At 65.3% G+C, this 15,820-nt stretch carries 19 protein-coding genes; 2 read left to right on the top strand and 17 right to left on the bottom strand.

Annotated elements, in window-relative coordinates:
• Nucleotides 1–166: 166 nt before the first annotated feature.
• The 6 genes from sucD to MNI96_RS09840 form a co-directional block, all read right to left on the bottom strand.
• On the bottom strand, nucleotides 167–1,075 hold the full coding sequence (gene sucD / locus MNI96_RS09865) for a succinate--CoA ligase subunit alpha (RefSeq protein WP_249692605.1): 909 nt from the start codon (nucleotides 1,073–1,075) through the stop codon (nucleotides 167–169).
• Nucleotides 1,075–2,274: an ADP-forming succinate--CoA ligase subunit beta gene (sucC, locus tag MNI96_RS09860; protein ID WP_249692603.1), complete on the bottom strand. Its 1,200-nt coding sequence runs from the start codon at nucleotides 2,272–2,274 to the stop codon at nucleotides 1,075–1,077. Before sucC ends, sucD begins: the two co-directional genes overlap by 1 nt.
• Before the next feature lie 77 nt (nucleotides 2,275–2,351).
• The gene (mdh, locus tag MNI96_RS09855; RefSeq protein WP_249692601.1) at nucleotides 2,352–3,314 is read right to left on the bottom strand and encodes a malate dehydrogenase; all 963 of its coding nucleotides are present in this window, start codon (nucleotides 3,312–3,314) and stop codon (nucleotides 2,352–2,354) included.
• Between the two features lie 143 nt (nucleotides 3,315–3,457).
• Nucleotides 3,458–4,624, bottom strand: coding sequence for a cell division protein ZapE (gene zapE / locus MNI96_RS09850; protein ID WP_502960320.1), 1,167 nt, complete (start codon nucleotides 4,622–4,624; stop codon nucleotides 3,458–3,460).
• A gap of 138 nt (nucleotides 4,625–4,762) precedes the next feature.
• Nucleotides 4,763–5,164: a carboxymuconolactone decarboxylase family protein gene (locus tag MNI96_RS09845; protein WP_249692597.1), complete on the bottom strand. Its 402-nt coding sequence runs from the start codon at nucleotides 5,162–5,164 to the stop codon at nucleotides 4,763–4,765.
• Between the two features lie 49 nt (nucleotides 5,165–5,213).
• Complete coding sequence (locus MNI96_RS09840) at nucleotides 5,214–5,786, bottom strand: AprI/Inh family metalloprotease inhibitor (RefSeq protein WP_249692595.1); 573 nt, start codon at nucleotides 5,784–5,786, stop codon at nucleotides 5,214–5,216.
• Between the two features lie 348 nt (nucleotides 5,787–6,134).
• Here MNI96_RS09840 and MNI96_RS09835 point away from each other — a divergent pair, with 348 nt between their 5' ends.
• On the top strand, nucleotides 6,135–6,707 hold the full coding sequence (locus tag MNI96_RS09835; RefSeq protein WP_249692593.1) for a GNAT family N-acetyltransferase: 573 nt from the start codon (nucleotides 6,135–6,137) through the stop codon (nucleotides 6,705–6,707).
• A gap of 16 nt (nucleotides 6,708–6,723) precedes the next feature.
• Here the strand turns inward: MNI96_RS09835 and MNI96_RS09830 are convergent, their stop codons facing one another.
• Together MNI96_RS09830 and MNI96_RS09825 are read right to left on the bottom strand one after the other, a co-directional pair.
• Nucleotides 6,724–7,173: an arsenate-mycothiol transferase ArsC gene (locus MNI96_RS09830; RefSeq protein ID WP_158194619.1), complete on the bottom strand. Its 450-nt coding sequence runs from the start codon at nucleotides 7,171–7,173 to the stop codon at nucleotides 6,724–6,726.
• Between the two features lie 230 nt (nucleotides 7,174–7,403).
• On the bottom strand, nucleotides 7,404–7,745 hold the full coding sequence (locus MNI96_RS09825; protein ID WP_249692590.1) for a carboxymuconolactone decarboxylase family protein: 342 nt from the start codon (nucleotides 7,743–7,745) through the stop codon (nucleotides 7,404–7,406).
• A gap of 153 nt (nucleotides 7,746–7,898) precedes the next feature.
• On the opposite strand from MNI96_RS09825, the gene MNI96_RS09820 reads away from it, so the two are divergent.
• Nucleotides 7,899–8,276: an MAPEG family protein gene (locus MNI96_RS09820; RefSeq protein WP_249692588.1), complete on the top strand. Its 378-nt coding sequence runs from the start codon at nucleotides 7,899–7,901 to the stop codon at nucleotides 8,274–8,276.
• A gap of 73 nt (nucleotides 8,277–8,349) precedes the next feature.
• Here MNI96_RS09820 and MNI96_RS09815 read toward each other — a convergent pair whose 3' ends face one another.
• From MNI96_RS09815 to MNI96_RS09775, 9 genes are all read right to left on the bottom strand, one after another.
• Nucleotides 8,350–9,132, bottom strand: coding sequence for a succinate dehydrogenase iron-sulfur subunit (locus MNI96_RS09815; protein ID WP_158194617.1), 783 nt, complete (start codon nucleotides 9,130–9,132; stop codon nucleotides 8,350–8,352).
• A 69-nt stretch (nucleotides 9,133–9,201) separates the two neighbouring features.
• Complete coding sequence (locus MNI96_RS09810; protein ID WP_249692586.1) at nucleotides 9,202–10,044, bottom strand: FkbM family methyltransferase; 843 nt, start codon at nucleotides 10,042–10,044, stop codon at nucleotides 9,202–9,204.
• Nucleotides 10,045–10,105: 61 nt separating this feature from the next.
• A complete protein-coding gene (gene sdhA / locus MNI96_RS09805) occupies nucleotides 10,106–11,935 on the bottom strand; it encodes a succinate dehydrogenase flavoprotein subunit (protein WP_249692584.1) in 1,830 nt (609 codons plus the stop codon).
• Between the two features lie 5 nt (nucleotides 11,936–11,940).
• Complete coding sequence (gene sdhD / locus MNI96_RS09800; protein WP_249692582.1) at nucleotides 11,941–12,324, bottom strand: succinate dehydrogenase, hydrophobic membrane anchor protein; 384 nt, start codon at nucleotides 12,322–12,324, stop codon at nucleotides 11,941–11,943.
• Between the two features lie 14 nt (nucleotides 12,325–12,338).
• Nucleotides 12,339–12,737 carry a succinate dehydrogenase, cytochrome b556 subunit gene (gene sdhC, locus MNI96_RS09795; protein WP_249692580.1) on the bottom strand — a complete coding sequence of 133 codons (399 nt, stop codon included), beginning with the start codon at nucleotides 12,735–12,737 and terminating at the stop codon, nucleotides 12,339–12,341.
• A 204-nt stretch (nucleotides 12,738–12,941) separates the two neighbouring features.
• Nucleotides 12,942–13,601, bottom strand: coding sequence for a sulfate transporter family protein (locus MNI96_RS09790; protein ID WP_249692578.1), 660 nt, complete (start codon nucleotides 13,599–13,601; stop codon nucleotides 12,942–12,944).
• Nucleotides 13,602–13,680: 79 nt separating this feature from the next.
• Nucleotides 13,681–14,280, bottom strand: a complete 600-nt coding sequence (locus tag MNI96_RS09785; protein WP_249692576.1) for a histidine phosphatase family protein — start codon at nucleotides 14,278–14,280, stop codon at nucleotides 13,681–13,683.
• A 2-nt stretch (nucleotides 14,281–14,282) separates the two neighbouring features.
• Nucleotides 14,283–15,221 carry an NAD(+) diphosphatase gene (nudC, locus tag MNI96_RS09780; RefSeq protein WP_249692574.1) on the bottom strand — a complete coding sequence of 313 codons (939 nt, stop codon included), beginning with the start codon at nucleotides 15,219–15,221 and terminating at the stop codon, nucleotides 14,283–14,285.
• A 45-nt stretch (nucleotides 15,222–15,266) separates the two neighbouring features.
• Nucleotides 15,267–15,683 carry an HIT domain-containing protein gene (locus MNI96_RS09775; protein WP_249692572.1) on the bottom strand — a complete coding sequence of 139 codons (417 nt, stop codon included), beginning with the start codon at nucleotides 15,681–15,683 and terminating at the stop codon, nucleotides 15,267–15,269.
• Nucleotides 15,684–15,820: the final 137 nt, after the last annotated feature.

Genomic DNA, 15,820 nt, shown 5'->3' with positions numbered 1-15,820 from the left:
AGCCCTTTCACGCAGCGCCCCGTTAAACGGATGTGGGATGAAGCAGCGCGATGCGTGTCCCGCGCCGCTCCTGTTCAAAGCGGTACACGGGAAACTTCCTTGAGGGAAGCTCCCGTGCCCCATATGTGGCTGCGAACTCGGTAAAAAACCGGTAATCGCGGAAAATTCAGCCCTTGAGAACCTCGAGCAGGGTCTCGCCGAGCTTGGCCGGCGACGGGGAAACGCGGATGCCCGCCTCTTCCATCGCCGCGATCTTGTCCTCGGCTCCGCCCTTGCCGCCGGAGATGACGGCGCCGGCATGGCCCATGGTGCGACCCGGAGGCGCCGTACGGCCCGCGATGAAGCCGGCCATCGGCTTGCTGCGGCCCTTCTTGGCCTCGTCCTTGAGGAACTGGGCAGCCTCTTCCTCGGCCGAACCGCCGATCTCGCCGATCATGATGATCGACTTGGTCGCCTCGTCGGCAAGGAACATCTCCAGGACGTCGATGAACTCGGTGCCCTTGACCGGATCGCCGCCGATGCCGACGGCCGTGGTCTGGCCGAGGCCGGCGTTCGAGGTCTGGAACACCGCCTCATAGGTGAGCGTGCCGGAGCGCGAGACGACGCCGACAGAGCCCTTCTTGAAGATGGAGCCTGGCATGATGCCGATCTTGCACTCTTCCGGCGTCAGGACGCCCGGGCAGTTCGGGCCGAGCAGGCGCGACTTGGACTTCTCCAGCCGGGCCTTGACCTTGACCATGTCGGCGACCGGGATGCCTTCGGTGATGCAGACGATAAGCGGCACTTCCGCCTCGATCGCCTCGATGATCGCGGCACCGGCACCTGCCGGCGGAACGTAGATCACCGACGCATCGGCGCCGGTCGCTTCCCGGGCTTCGCCGACGCCGGCGAAGATCGGCAGCGAGGCGGCCGCATCAACCCCCGAAGTCCAGCTTTCGCCACCCTTCTTGGGGTGCACGCCGGCGACCATCTTGGTGCCGTAATAGGCCAGGGCCTGCTCCGTGTGGAACGTACCGGTCTTGCCGGTCAGGCCCTGGACGATGACCTTGGTGTCTTTGTTGACGAGAATGGACATCACGCGGCCTCCTTCACGGCCTTGACGATCTTCTGCGCGGCGTCGTCGAGATCATCGGCGGCGATCACGTTGAGACCGCTTTCGGAAATGATCTTCTTGCCGAGTTCGACATTGGTGCCCTCGAGGCGAACGACGAGCGGCACCTGGAGGCCGACTTCCTTCACCGCCGCCAGCACGCCTTCCGCGATCACGTCGCAGCGCATGATGCCGCCGAAGATGTTGACCAGGATGCCCTTCACGTTCGGATCGGAGGTGATGATCTTGAACGCGGCCGTGACCTTCTCCTTGGAGGCGCCACCGCCGACATCAAGGAAGTTCGCCGGCTCGGCGCCGTAGAGCTTGATGATATCCATGGTCGCCATGGCAAGGCCCGCGCCGTTGACCATGCAGCCGATGTCGCCGTCGAGGGCCACATAGGCGAGGTCGTGCTTGGAGGCCTCGATTTCCTTCTCGTCCTCCTCGGTGATGTCGCGAAGCTCGACGATCTCCGGGTGGCGGAACAGGGCGTTGCCGTCGAAGGAGACCTTGGCGTCGAGTACCCGCAGGCGACCGTCCTTCATGACGATCAGCGGGTTGACCTCGAGCAGGCTCATGTCCTTCTCGACGAAGGCCTTGTGCAGGATCGGGAACAGCTTCATGCCGTCCTCGCGCGCCGCACCGGTCAGCTCCAGCGCATCGCAGAGCTTGGCCGCATCGGCCGCGGTCACGCCCGTGTCCGGGTCGATCGGGAGCGTGTGGATCTTCTCCGGCGTCTCCTCGGCGACGGCCTCGATGTCCATGCCGCCCTCGGTCGAGACGACGAAGGCCGGACGGCCGACGGTGCGGTCGACGAGAATGGAGAGATAGAGCTCGCGCTCGATGTCGGCACCGTCCTCGATATAGAGGCGGTTGACGACCTTGCCGGCCGCGCCGGTCTGCTTGGTCACCAGCGTGTTGCCGAGCATTTCGGCCGCGTGCGACTTCACCTCGTCCAGCGAGAAGGCGAGACGAACGCCGCCCTTTGCGTCGGGGCCGAGTTCCTTGAACTTGCCCTTGCCGCGACCGCCGGCATGGATCTGGGACTTCACGACCCAGAGCGGGCCGGGAAGCTGCTTGGCGGCGGCCTCGGCCTCGTCGGCCGAGAAGATGGCCACGCCCTTGGCGACCGGCGCGCCGTAGGCCTTGAGAACCTCTTTGGCCTGGTATTCGTGGATGTTCATGTGTCTATCCCCGGATGGTTTTGACAGAGCTCGCCCGATGCGAGACGGGAGGCCAGCGGCCTCCCGTGAAACTGTCCTCAGGCAAGCGCCGGCTGGATCTTCTTGCAGGCCTCGACCAGGCCGTCGACAGACGCGACGGACTTGTCGAAGTTGGCCTGTTCCTCGCCCTCGAGAGAGATCTCGATGATGCGCTCGACACCGTCGGCGCCGATCACGACCGGAACGCCCACATAGGTGTCGTTGAGGCCGTACTGGCCGGTCAGATGCGCGGCGCAGGGCAGCACGCGCTTCTTGTCCTTGAGGTAGCTCTCGGCCATGGCGATGGCCGAGGAGGCCGGAGCGTAGAAGGCCGAGCCGGTCTTCAGCAGGCCGACGATCTCGGCGCCGCCGTCACGGGTGCGCTGGACGATCTCCTCGAGACGCTCGGCGGTGCACCAGCCCATCTTGACGAGGTCCGGAAGCGGGATGCCGGCGACGGTCGAGTAGCGGGTCAGCGGCACCATCGTGTCGCCGTGGCCGCCCAGCACGAAGGCGGTCACGTCCTCGACGGAGACGTTGAACTCCTCGGCAAGGAAGTAGCGGAAGCGGGCGGAGTCCAGCACGCCGGCCATGCCGACGACCTTGTTCGCCGGAAGGCCGGAGAACTTCTGCAGGGCCCAGACCATCGCGTCGAGCGGGTTGGTGATGCAGATGACGAAAGCGTCCGGCGCATGCGCCTTGATACCCGCGCCCACCTGCTCCATCACCTTCAGGTTGATCTCGAGCAGGTCGTCGCGGCTCATGCCGGGCTTGCGCGGGACGCCGGCGGTGACGATGACGACGTCGGCACCGGCGATCGCCTCGTAGGAGTTGGCGCCCGAGAGCTTGGCATCGAAGCCGTCAACCGGGGAGGATTCGGCAAGGTCGAGCGCCTTGCCCTGGGGGGTACCTTCGGCGATGTCGAAGAGGACGATGTCGCCGAGTTCCTTCAGGCCGGCGAGGTGGGCGAGCGTGCCGCCAATCTGTCCCGAGCCGATCAGAGCGATCTTGTTCCGAGCCATATCCTGTTGCTTCCCTTTACGTAAAATGGAGCATTGGCCGTTCTCAACGGTCGCGCATGGCACTAAACCCTTTGGCGCGAGGGTGCAAGCTAATCGAAGGAATAGAGGCGCGCGGACGGGGCTGGATGCGGCACCGGTTTTCCTCAGGCCGGATCGCTCAGCCAGGCCTGCGACCGCATCTCGACAAGGCGCGAGACCGTGCGCTGGAACTCGAAGGATTCCGTCCCCGATGTGGCAATGTAGAGGCCGTCCGGCTCGGCCTCGGCGGATACGATCAGCTTGTTGCGGTTGTTGTAGAGCGTATCCACCAGATTGATGAAACGCTTGGCCGCATTGCGCTGGGGCAGGTCCATCACCGGCACGCCTTCGACGATGAAGGTGTGATAGGAGAGAGCCAGGCGCTGATAGTCCGCCGCACCCAGCGGCTTCTCGCACAGTTCCGCAAACGTGAAGCGGGCGACGCCGGCGGCCGTGCGCGAGACCGGAATCTTGCGCCCCTTCATCTCCAGCACCTCTTCATGCGCGGGCAGACCGTGGGTGAGCTTGCGCCAGAGGTCGTCGACCGCACGGTCCGCTTCGGGCCCGAGCGGCGACAGATAGAGCGGGGCGCCGGCGAGCTTCTCCAGGCGGTAATCCGTGCGCGCATCGAGGCAGACCACATCGACCCGGGTCTTGAGCAACTCCACGAAACCGAGGAAATGGCCGCGGTTCAGTCCGTCGCGATAGAGATCGTCGGGCGCGACGTTCGACGTGGCCACCACGACGACGCCCAGTTCGAACAGGCGCGTGAACAGCCGGCCTAGGATCATCGCATCGGCAATGTCTGTGACGGCGAACTCGTCGAAGCACAGGAGACGGGTGTCGGCGGCAAGGTCCGCCGCAACCGGCGGGATCGGATCGTCTCCGGCGATGCTGCCGTCGCGGATCGCGGCGCGCACCGCATGCACCCGCTCGTGCACATCGGCCATGAACTCGTGGAAATGTACCCGACGCTTCTTCTTCATCACCGCGATGTCGAAGAACAGGTCCATCAGCATGGTCTTGCCGCGGCCCACCTTGCCCCAGACGTATAGCCCCTTGACCGGGTCCCTGGCAGCGCCGCGCTTGCCGAAGAGCCAGCCGAGCGCGCTCTTCTTGGAGGCGGGGCCGGTCTCGGCGAGAATCGTGTTGAGACGGTCGAGCAGGGCCGCGACCTCGGTCTGGGCCGGATCCCTCTCGATTTCTCCGGCCTCGACCAGCGCGTCGTAGCGTCCGGTGACCGTATGCGCGATCGGGATCGTCCGTTCTGCCGGGTGCGTCGCAGCCATCATCAAGCCCTTGAAAGAACCGGGTTCCCGGGGCCGGGTCCCGGAAAATGCAACCGTTGCCCGCAGGTTGCCTCCGCCTCGCTGGATAGCCCGAGCATGCGGACAAGAGCAAGCGCCGAGGACCCCGCTTGCCGAGCAGGCCTACTTTTTCGGGAGAAAGGCCTCGTCGACCGGCACTTGCAGGCCGGTCGCCAGACGGTTGGTCTCGCTGGCCATGCCGACGACAGCCAGAAGCTCGCCGAGTTGCGCCTCGCTCATGCCCTTGGCACGGGCTGCTGTCGTATGCGAGCGAATGCAATATTCGCAGCCATTGGCGATCGATACCGCCACGTAGAGCATTTCCTTGACCAGAGGATCGAGGGCGCCCGGCGCCATCACGTCCTTCAGGCTGGCCCAAGTCCGCTCCAGCAGCGCCGGATCATTGGCAAGGACACGCCAGAAATTATTGATGAAATCCGTGTTCCGGGTGGCGCGGATATCCGCGATCACCGCGGCGGCGCGGGGAGAAAGTTCACTGTCTTCCAGGATCGGCCACACCGACATCGCCTCGCCCCCTTCTGCTCGCCGACCTAAGCCCACAGGTGTCAGGCCCTTACCGATAGACCTGGATCGGCGCACCGGAGGTCGTGCGGCCTGCGAAGTTCTCGGCACCGGTCGCATAAAGTTCGGCCACGGTCGCGCCGCTGGCATCCTTCAGTAGCACCTGCTTGCCCTGCAGGTCCCAGGCCGAGATGGTCTGCATCTGCGGCGAGGCACAGCCGCGGGAGTTGGCGCGATAGCCGCCGCTCCACGTGGTCAGCGTCATGAAGAGCTTGCAGTTGTCGGCGCCCGACGCAATGGACCAGCCGCCGAGCATGTCGCTGCGGCCGATCTCGCGCGCACCGGCGGGCGGGCCGCTCGGGGCCGTACCGGCGGAGGGGTCGACCGCAGCGACATCCGTTTGCGTCCCATCGAGCGGGGCGCTCTGAATCGGCTGGCCGTCCGGACCGAGCGTCGGCGACACCGGCTGCAGCGGCTCGAGGGACTGACTCGCGACGGGCGCGGTTGGGGTGGCCGGAAGCGGAGCGCTCCGGCTTCCGTATCCCAGGCGCTGACAGCCAGCGAGTGCCACGGTCAGACTGAGCGCAACGATCAGAGGCGCGCCATACCGGGAGGAACGGGTCATGATGTGTCTGTCCTTGCTCGTTCTATGCTTTGGACGGTCGGTTCTCAGATGCGCGATGCGACAGGCGGTTCGCGCAGCCGCGCCCTGCCTGGACATCCCAACTCCTGTCGCGGACGCGACGATCCCTCGGCGCAACCGAATATCGCAGGTCCGCCCGATTCTTGTCGGTTTTGGTGACCAAATGGTTGACGCGCCTTCAATGGGCGGGCAATTGGTCCAAATCATGGCCCGACCGAGCAGGATGGGCCGCGATCACCGCGGTCACGAATTCGCCTCGAACCCTCTCTATAAAAATCGCAAGGTCTGGGGAGACCCGAGGAGCGGTGCTGTCCTCATCAGGAGCATCGCATGTCGTCTCAAACCGAAAAGCCGGCAACCGGCTATTACAGAAAGCTGACCTATAACGATATCGCGCAGTTTCGCGATCATCTCCTCCGTCTCGATCCGACCGCCCGCCGGGCCCGCTTCGCCATGCCGGCAAGCGACGCCTTCCTGCGGTGTTATGCCGATACCAGCTTCACCCTGGGCACGGTCATCCACGGCTACTTCGCGGGCGGGCTGCTACGCGCGGTAGCGGAACTGCGCCCCTTCGAGGACGGCGTCAATGCCGAGGCTGCCTTCTCCGTCGAGCAGAACTGCCAGCAGGCCGGCATCGGTACGCGGTTGATGGAGCTGACGCTGATCGCAGCGCGCAACCGCGGCTGCAAGCACATCTACATGAACTGCCTTGCCACCAACCGGGCCATGCAGCAACTCGCCCGCAAGTTCACGGCAGACCTGACCTTCGAGATGGGCGACATCGTCGGCCGGATCGAGCCGCGCAGCTTTTCCGCATTCAGCCTCGTGCGCGAAGGGCTTGCCGACATGTTCGGATTGATCAGCGCGTTGACGGACGGCCCGCGCAGGCCGCTGGGAGGCTAGGCCGCCTTCGGCACTCTCACGCGATGCGGCGCAGGGCGACCGGCCGAAAGAGCCCCTCCTCAAGGGCAAGGTTGATGCGCCGCCGCAGCTCGTGAAAGGCATCGCGCAGCGCATCGCGGCCGACCAGCCGCGAGGTATGCGGGCCGACATGCCAGTCGAGCAGCCGGGCATGGGTCGGCCAGACCCGGCGCGTCGCGCCCAGCGCCGCCGCACTGAGGCCGACGACGACATCGGGAATCGGCGCGTGGGGCAGCACGAAGAGCTGCCAGCTTTTCGGCTGCAGGCCCTCGCTCGCCAGCCCGTGCGCAGCCAGAACACGCTCCACGCCCTCGGCTAGGCGCGGAGCCGGAGACAGGCCTGCGGAAAATGCCCGAATGCTGCGTCCGTCATCTGCGTTGAGATAGGCCTCGGCCATCGGACCGAGTCTGGCGTTGTCGTCGCACAGGAACAGGACATTCACAGTCATCGTCACTCCTTGCTGCACGCAAGCCCCACCCGCAACCGCAGATGGGAATTGCGCGCACCGGTTTCCACCGCCGGACCTGCGACTCGACGGTGAAAGCGAATCGCGTTTCTGCCCCCGCGCAGGTGATACGGAAGATCGGAAACGCGAATATGACGGGCAGGGAGACAGTACAGGGCGAAATCACGGCAATCGGAAGGCGTACATCCTCCCTTCGCGCAACCCCCAGCAAGTTACGCAAGGGCGTCGAATGCCGCCAGCGCCTCGGCCCCGTAGATCATCGAGGGCCCGCCGCCCATATAGACGGCAACGCCGATCGCCTCGATCACTTCCTCGCGGGTCGCGCCATATTTGGCGGCCGCCTTGGCGTGATACGCAAGACACCCGTCGCAGCGCGCTGCAATGCCGATCGCCAGCGCAATCAGCTCCTTGGTCTTGGAATCGAGCGCTCCCGGTCCGATGGCCGCTTTTGCGATCCCATGGAAACCCTTTGCAACGCCCGGCATACCGCTGCGCAGGTCGCCCATCCGGCGATCCGTCTGTTCGAGAAAGGCACTCCAGTCGCTCACGGCCATGGTTCGAGATCCCATGCTGGTTTCAGTGCGACAAAACTAGCGGAGTCCGAATTCCGCCTCCTTGCGCTGGATCAACCGTTCGGTGCTTCCCGCTTGACCCTCCGGCGGCATCCGGTCACCTCTTGCAAAAGCTCAAAAACCGGAACGCCGTCCATGCCCTTCGCCATCTGGTGCATTCTTGCTGCCGCCGTGCTGCCGATCCTTTCCGCCTTTCCAGGCAAGTTGTCGAAGGACTTCGACAATGCCCGCCCCCGGGATCCGGACTACTGGAAGGATGGGTTCCGCGCTCGCGCCGCCGCGGCACAGGCGAACGGCTTCGAGGCCCTGCCATTGTTCGCCGCCGCGGTCATCGTCGGGCTTTGGCAGGGCGGGAATGCCGAGTGGATCGACCGGCTGGCCGGCCTGTTCATCGGTGCGCGGCTGATCTTCATCTTCTGCTACTGGACCGACAGGGCAACGCCCCGCTCGCTCGCCTGGGCTGTCGGCTTCCTCTCCAGCATCGCGATCTTCACCAGTCCGGTCTGGAGCTGAGACATGCAAAAAGGCCGCCCGGATCGCTCCGGACGGCCTTTCGAAAAGCAGTGAAATCTGACAGGCGAGCGCGTCAGACGCGGCGCTCGACCATCATCTTCTTGATCTCGGCGATCGCCTTGGCCGGATTCAGCCCCTTCGGACAGGCCTGGCTGCAGTTCATGATCGTGTGGCAGCGATAGAGGCGGAACGGATCCTCGAGGTTGTCGAGGCGCTCGCCGGTCGCCTCGTCGCGGCTGTCGATCAGCCAGCGATAGGCCTGCAGCAGCACAGCCGGGCCGAGATAGCGGTCGCCGTTCCACCAGTAGCTCGGGCACGAGGTCGAGCAGCAGGCGCACAGGATGCACTCGTAGAGGCCGTCGAGCTTGGCGCGGTCCTCGTGGCTCTGGCGCCACTCCTTCTCCGGCGCCGGCGTCGTCGTCTGCAGCCAGGGCTCGATGGAGCGGTGCTGGGCGTAGAAGCGCGTCAGGTCCGGCACGAGATCCTTCACCACCGGCATGTGCGGCAGCGGATAGATCTTCACCGGGCCGTCGCCGATCTCCTCCATGCCGCGGGTACAGGCCAGCGTATTGGTCCCGTCGATGTTCATCGCGCAGGACCCGCAGATGCCCTCGCGGCAGGACCGACGGAAGGTCAGCGTCGGATCGATGTTGTTCTTGATATAGATGAGCCCGTCCAGAACCATCGGTCCGCAATCGTCGAGATCGACGAAATAGGTGTCGACGCGCGGGTTGCGGCCGTCATCCGGGTTCCAGCGATAGATGCGGTATTCCCGCAGGTTGGTGGCGCCGGCCGGCTTGTCCCAGACCTTGCCCTGGGTCACCTGGGAGTTCTTGGGAAGCGTCAGCTGTACCATGTCTCGTCGCTCCGCGTTTCGGTCGGCCGGATCGGGCCGGCCATCCATTCCGTTCAAGTTTCCAGCCGCTCAGGCAAACCGCCTCAGCAGCACATTGTCTTCCGTTTCGCCTTCGGCGAGATAGCCGAAGGTGGCGAGCACGGCGAGACAGTCTTCCTGCCAGTGCTCGCGGCAGTTGGTTTCCAGCAGGATCGCGCCGGGATGATCGCTCGGCTCCGTCGCCCTGATATAGGGCAGCAGGACCCTGTCCTCGTATCCCTCGACATCGACCTTCAACACGTCGACGCGTTTCACACCGTAGCCTGTAAGGATCTCCGCCAGCGGCTGCACGCGGACCTGGCGCGCACGCCAGTCGCCCTGCCATTCTTCCGTCAGTTCCGGCACCAGGGTCGCAAAGCCGCAATTGCTCGGCTCGCTCCACAGATCCATCGTGCCGCAGCCTTCCCCGACCGCCACCGTCGCCACGTCGATGTCGGCCAGTCCGTTCGCGGCAATGTTGAACGCAAGGCGTCCGGCCGTCTCGGGATTGGCCTCCACCGCCAGAACGGTGGCTCCGCAACGCGCGGCGGCAAGGCTGTAGCTGCCGACATTGGCTCCGACATCGACGAAGACCGTGCCCTCGTGCAGGTGGGCGGCAAGGAAGCGCCGCTCGGCCCGCTCCGGCAGACGCTGGCGTGCCAGAATCTTGCGGTCGTCGTAGTTGGAGCCGGGATAAAGCCGGAAACGGAGCCCCTCGACCTCGGTATCGAACGGCCCGGCGAAGAGGCGGGCGACAACCGCCCTTAGCTTCTTGCGCAGCGCCGGCGCGAGATCGTGCCAGTCGGCAAGCCGCCACGCGAAACGTGCCAGTCCCCGGGTCCTGTAGGTCCCGAAGGGAGAGGTCGTATCGACAAGGGTGGCTGCCGCCGTCATGTCCGCAGGGCTCCAGGCACACCGGCAAGGCCTTCAAGGCCCGGCCGGTGCGCGGTCTCCATCAGTAGACGCGCGCCTTCGGCGCGATCTTCTTCGGGTCGATGCCGCCTTCCTCGTAGGTGGTCAGCGGCTCGGTGATCACCGGACGATACTTGAGCGTCACCTTGCCGGCCTCGTCGACCCAGGCAAGCGTGTGCTTGCGCCAGTTCTCGTCGTCGCGACCGCCCATGGGACCGTCCTTGTAGTCCTCGCGGGCATGGGCGCCACGGCTCTCCTTACGCGCCTCGGCGCCGTAGACCGTGGTGATGGCGTTGGCCATCAGGTTCTCCAGCTCCAGCGTCTCCACCAGGTCGGAGTTCCAGACCATCGAGCGGTCGGTGACCTTGAGGTCGGCCATCTCGCCCCAGATCTGCGTCAGGCGCTGGCAGCCCTGCTCCAGGCTTTCCTGGGTGCGGAAGACAGCCGCGTCTTCCTGCATCGCCCGCTGCATCTTTTCGCGAAGCTGCGCGGTCGGCGTGCCGCCATTGGCGTGACGGATGCGGTCGAAATGACCCATGATCCGGTCGCAGGAGGCTTCGTTCGGCGTCGGAACGGCCGACTTGCGATCGATCACTTCACCCGCCTTGATCGCCGCCGCACGTCCGAAGACGACGAGGTCGATCAGCGAGTTGGAGCCGAGACGGTTGGCGCCGTGCACCGAGGCGCAGCCCGCCTCGCCGACGGCCATCAGGCCTGGCTGGATCGCATGCGGGTCTTCCGCCGTCGGGTTCAGCACCTCGCCCCAGTAGTTCGTGGGAATGCCGCCCATGTTGTAGTGGACGGTCGGCAGGACCGGGATCGGCTCCTTGGTCACATCGACGCCGGCGAAGATCTTCGCCGATTCGGAGATGCCCGGCAGACGTTCGCCGAGAATGTCCGGATCGAGATGGTCGAGATGCAGGAAGATGTGATCCTTGTTCTTGCCCACACCGCGGCCTTCGCGGATCTCCATGGTCATGCAGCGGGAGACGACGTCGCGCGAGGCAAGATCCTTGGCCGAAGGAGCATAGCGCTCCATGAAGCGCTCGCCCTCGGAGTTGACCAGATAGCCGCCTTCGCCGCGGGCGCCTTCCGTGATCAGGCAGCCCGCGCCGTAGATGCCGGTCGGGTGGAACTGCACGAACTCCATGTCCTGCAGCGGCAGGCCGGCGCGCGCCACCATGCCGCCGCCGTCACCGGTGCAGGTATGGGCGGAGGTCGCCGAGAAATAGGCACGGCCGTAGCCGCCGGTGGCCAGCACGACCATCTTGGCGGCAAAACGGTGGATGGTGCCGTCGTCGAGGTTCCAGGCGATGACGCCCTGGCAGACGCCATCCTCGGACATGATCAGGTCGAGCGCGAAATACTCGATGAAGAACTCGGCATTGTTGCGCAGCGACTGGCCGTAGAGCGTGTGCAGGATCGCGTGGCCGGTCCGGTCGGCCGCGGCGCAGGTGCGCTGCACCGGGGGACCGTCGCCGTAGTTCTGCATGTGGCCGCCGAAGGGGCGCTGGTAGATGCGGCCGTCCTCGGTGCGCGAGAAGGGCACGCCGTAGTGCTCCAGTTCGTAGACCGCCTTGGGCGCCTCGCGGGCCAGATACTCCATGGCGTCGGTGTCGCCGAGCCAGTCGGAGCCCTTCACCGTGTCGTACATGTGCCACTGCCAGCAGTCGGGCGTCATGTTCTGGAGCGATGCGGCAATGCCGCCCTGCGCCGCGACCGTATGCGAGCGGGTCGGGAAGACCTTGGAGATACACGCGGTCCTGAGACCCTGCTCGGCCATGCCGAGGGTCGCCCGCAGGCCGGCGCCGCCGGCTCCCACCACCACCACGTCGTAGCGGTGGTCGACGAAGGAATAGGCTTGTCCTGCCATGTTGTTCAGCCTCCGAAGCTGATCTTGAGGACAGCAAAGATCGACGCGAGGCCGATGAATGCCGAGAAGAAGGTGTTCGCCATCAGCGTCAGGAACTTCGGCAGCTCATCGTGGACATAGTCCTCGATGACGATCTGCATGCCGAGCTTCATATGATAGACGCCGGAAACCACCACCATCAGCATGACGATCGCCACCAAGGGATTGGCGAGGGTCGCGGTGACCGATTCGTAATCGCCGCCCTGCAGGGCGATCACCAGGATCACGAAGAAGGTGATAAGGAAAACATTGGAAACCGCGGTGACCCGCTGGCGCCAGAAATGGGTCGTTCCGTCCCGGGCCGAGCCGAGGCCGCGAACGCGTCCGAGCGGAGTGCGCATGTCAGTCATGGATCCAGCCTCCCTCAGCGAACTGCATATCCGACGATCCACAGCAGGATCGTCAGGGACACGGAACCGATCAGCGTGGCGCGTGCGAGCCACTCGCGCGCCTGCGGCCCAAAGCCGTATCCCATGTCCCAGATGAAGTGCCGCATCCCGCCCAGCATGTGGTGGAGCAGCGCCCAGGTGAACCCGAACAGCACGAGCCGCCCGAGGATCGAGCCGTAAAGATCGTTGACGAAGTTGAAATAGTCCGGGCCCGCCGCTGCGGCCACCAGCCACCACACCATCAGGATCGTGCCGAAGTATAGTGCACAGCCGGTGATGCGGTGCATGATCGACATGACCATGGTGAAGATGGGTTTGTAGATCTGGAGATGCGGCGAAAGCGGCCGGCTGTTTCTCGTCCCGACGTCCGACATGGATTGTTCTCCCGTCTCCCTCATCGGCTTACGCTTACGTAAACGTTAGCTAAATCAGGGCCTTGTATACCCGCCTTCTAACTCCATCGGACGGGTACGTCAAAATATCCTGTCGGATAAGACGGAACGTGGATTTTGTCGCCGCTCCAAAGGCGGACACCAGCCATGCTGCCGCGTGGCCGACAAAGGACGGCGCGCGAAGGTTTACCTATAGGTCAACCGCTTGTGCAGATGCACCATCATGACGGTCGCAAAGATCGGCGTCAGCAGGTTGAGCAGCGGCACGGCAAGGAAACCGGCAAGCGCGAGGCCGGCAAGAAACACCGTGCCGGAATGGGCCCGACGCAGAGCACGTGCCTCAGTCGGAGAGCGGAAGCGGCTGGCGGCAAACTCGAAGAACTCGCGGCCGAGCAGGTATCCGTTGACCACGAAGAAAGCGATCAGGTTGACGCCCGGAACGAGGAGCAGAAGGAGCGCCAGCAGGTTGCCGGCGATGACGATGCCGGTGAACTTGATCGCCTGGGGCAGCGCCACGGAAAGAGGCAGCGCCTTGCCCGGAGGATCCGACGGATAGTCGCCCCGCTCAACGACCTCGGCGATGTCGTCCTGCAGCAGCCCGGCAATGATCGCCGTCACCGGCGCAACGAGAAAGCCGAGCAGGAAGATCGCGCCGATGCCGGTCAGCAACGACAGAACCGTCTCCAGCCAGGGGTAGGGCAGGCTGACGAAGGCTGCGACCGCACCGTTCAGCCCAAGCCAGACGAGGAACAACAGCACCAGCGTGTAACCGAGCGTCTTCCAGAAGATCGCCCGCAAGGGGGGCTCGAAGATCTGGGAAAGCGCGCGCAAAGCGGAAGAAATCATGTCGGGAACGCGGTCCTTGTCGCCGTATGCTTCGAGCCTCACTTAGGAAGCCGGCACGGCGACCACAAGCGGGCGCGGCTCAGCCGTCCAGCGATTGCCACGCCATGCCTGTGGCGTTTCTGTCTCGCAGCGCAGCCCGTGCAAAACCATACCAGAAGCCCCCTCCGGCCGGCTGGTCGTACCGCCGATCGATCGCCCAACCACCCAGATGGCACTTGAGCAGGGTGCCGACCGCACCGTGGCCGACGAAAAGGACCTGCGCGTCCTCAGGGATACGCTCCAGATGCGCCACCACCCGGCCGACGATCCGGGACTGGGCGTCGCAGGCCCGCTCCCAGCCACGCACGCTGGCCTCCGCCTCTGCGAAAAAGGTATCGGCGACACGCTCGAACTCTTGCGGCGGCAGGAAGCCCGTCGCCGATCGGTCGTTCTCGTGCATCAGCTCGTCCACGACGACCGATAGACCGAGATGCCCGGCAATGATCCCGGCCGTTTCGACCGCTTTCGTCTCGGCACTGGAGACGAGATGGGTAAGGGACGCGAACTCGGGCCGACGCGCGCCTATCCGGGCACGCCTCGCCCCGTCCTCCGTCAGGCTCCATTGCGGCACGGGAACGGCCGGATCGATGCGTACCTGCGGATGCGTGAGATAGAAGCAATCGGCAGGTGCGAGGGCCATGGTCAGTTCCGCCCTTCGACCCAGCTGCGAATCAGCCAATGGGCGATGGAGAGCGGCGGCGGCACCTTGAGTCCGTCCGGATGCATGTCCGCCAGCATCGCCGTCACCTCCTCGCGGGAGAACCAGCGGCAGGCTTCCAGCTCTGCCTCGTCCATGGTGATGTCGCGGCTGATCGCCGTGCCGTGGCAGCCGATCATCAGCGAGGCCGGGAACGGCCAGGGCTGGCTCGCCATGTAGCCGACATCGCCGACGCGGATGCCCGATTCCTCGAACACCTCCCGGCGCACCGCCTCCTCGATGGTCTCTCCCGGCTCGACGAAGCCGGCCAGCGTGGAGAACACGCCCTCCGGCAGGCGCGGCGGCCGGCCCATCAGGCAGGCGTCGCCGTCGGTCACCAGCATGATCGCCACCGGATCGGTGCGCGGGAAATGCAGCCCGCCGCAGGACGGGCAGTCGCGACGATAGCCGCCCTGCGTCATCGTGCTGGGAGAGCCGCACCTGGAACAGAAGCGATGGCTGACATGCCAGTGCAGCAGGGAGCTGGCCTGCGCCAGCAGGCCCATATGGCCCGGCGGCAGAACGCCCTGCAGGGCAAGAGACCGCAGATCGATCAGCTTGCGCCCGTCGATCTCGACCCGCTCCGGGTCGGCGGCAAGCGTGGCAGCGAAGACCGGCGCCTCGGTCTCCGGCTGGAAGCCGAGCAGGACGATTTCATCCCCTATGGGCGCGAGCGCAGCACCCGCCTTCTCCTCCCACAGGATCGAAAGCGGCGAACCGGACGTGTCGACCAGAGGCTTGCCCTCGCACAGGAAGACGAAGCGCGCCGCGGGCGCTGCCCGGTGCGCGGCCAGCCAGTTCGCATCTCCGCGATACTCGGAAAGCCGGTCCAGAGGATTGCCGTGATAGGAAAACCCGAAGGGGGTGTCGGGCATGTTGGTCATGCTGGAGCGGTCCTTGTTCAGTCAGGCACGTCTGGCGGGAAAAAATCAGGCGGGTTTCGGCAAGCGCTCAGCGATCCTCAGCGCAAGGGCTTCGGCCTCGCCTGCGGGATAGGGCACGGCTGCGCCGGAGCCCCAGACGGGGCCGGGCCAGGCGGCATCGCCGGGAAAACGCGCGATCACATGCACATGAAGCTGCGCGACGATGTTGCCGAGCGCCCCGACATTCAGCTTGTCGCACCCCGTCTCCGCCTTCAGCACTTCGCCCACAAGGGCGATCTCGCGCATCAGCTGCGTGCGGTCCTCCTCCGCCAGATCGAGGAGCTCGACCAGCTCCGGCTTGCGCGGAACCAGCATCAGCCAGGCATACCGGCTGTCGCGCATCAGGCGCAGGGACGACAACGGCAGATCGGCGACGGCCAGGCTGTCGGCCGCAAGCCGCGGGTCGAGACTGAAGGGCGGCATGGAGGCTCCGTCGAAGGCAGGCGGGGATACAGAGAGCCGCACTATAACGAGAGCGCATGCGAGCGCCAGCCCCTCCCCCCTGCAGTTCACCCCACCATTTCCCGTTGACGGCATTCCCTCACGGAGGGCATGCCAGA

Origin of the sequence: Stappia sp. WLB 29, assembly GCF_023507705.1 — a bacterium.
Taxonomy (GTDB): Bacteria; Pseudomonadota; Alphaproteobacteria; order Rhizobiales; family Stappiaceae; genus Stappia.
Note: the sequence above shows the minus strand (reverse complement) of the source record. Positions and strands in the feature narration are given on the sequence as shown.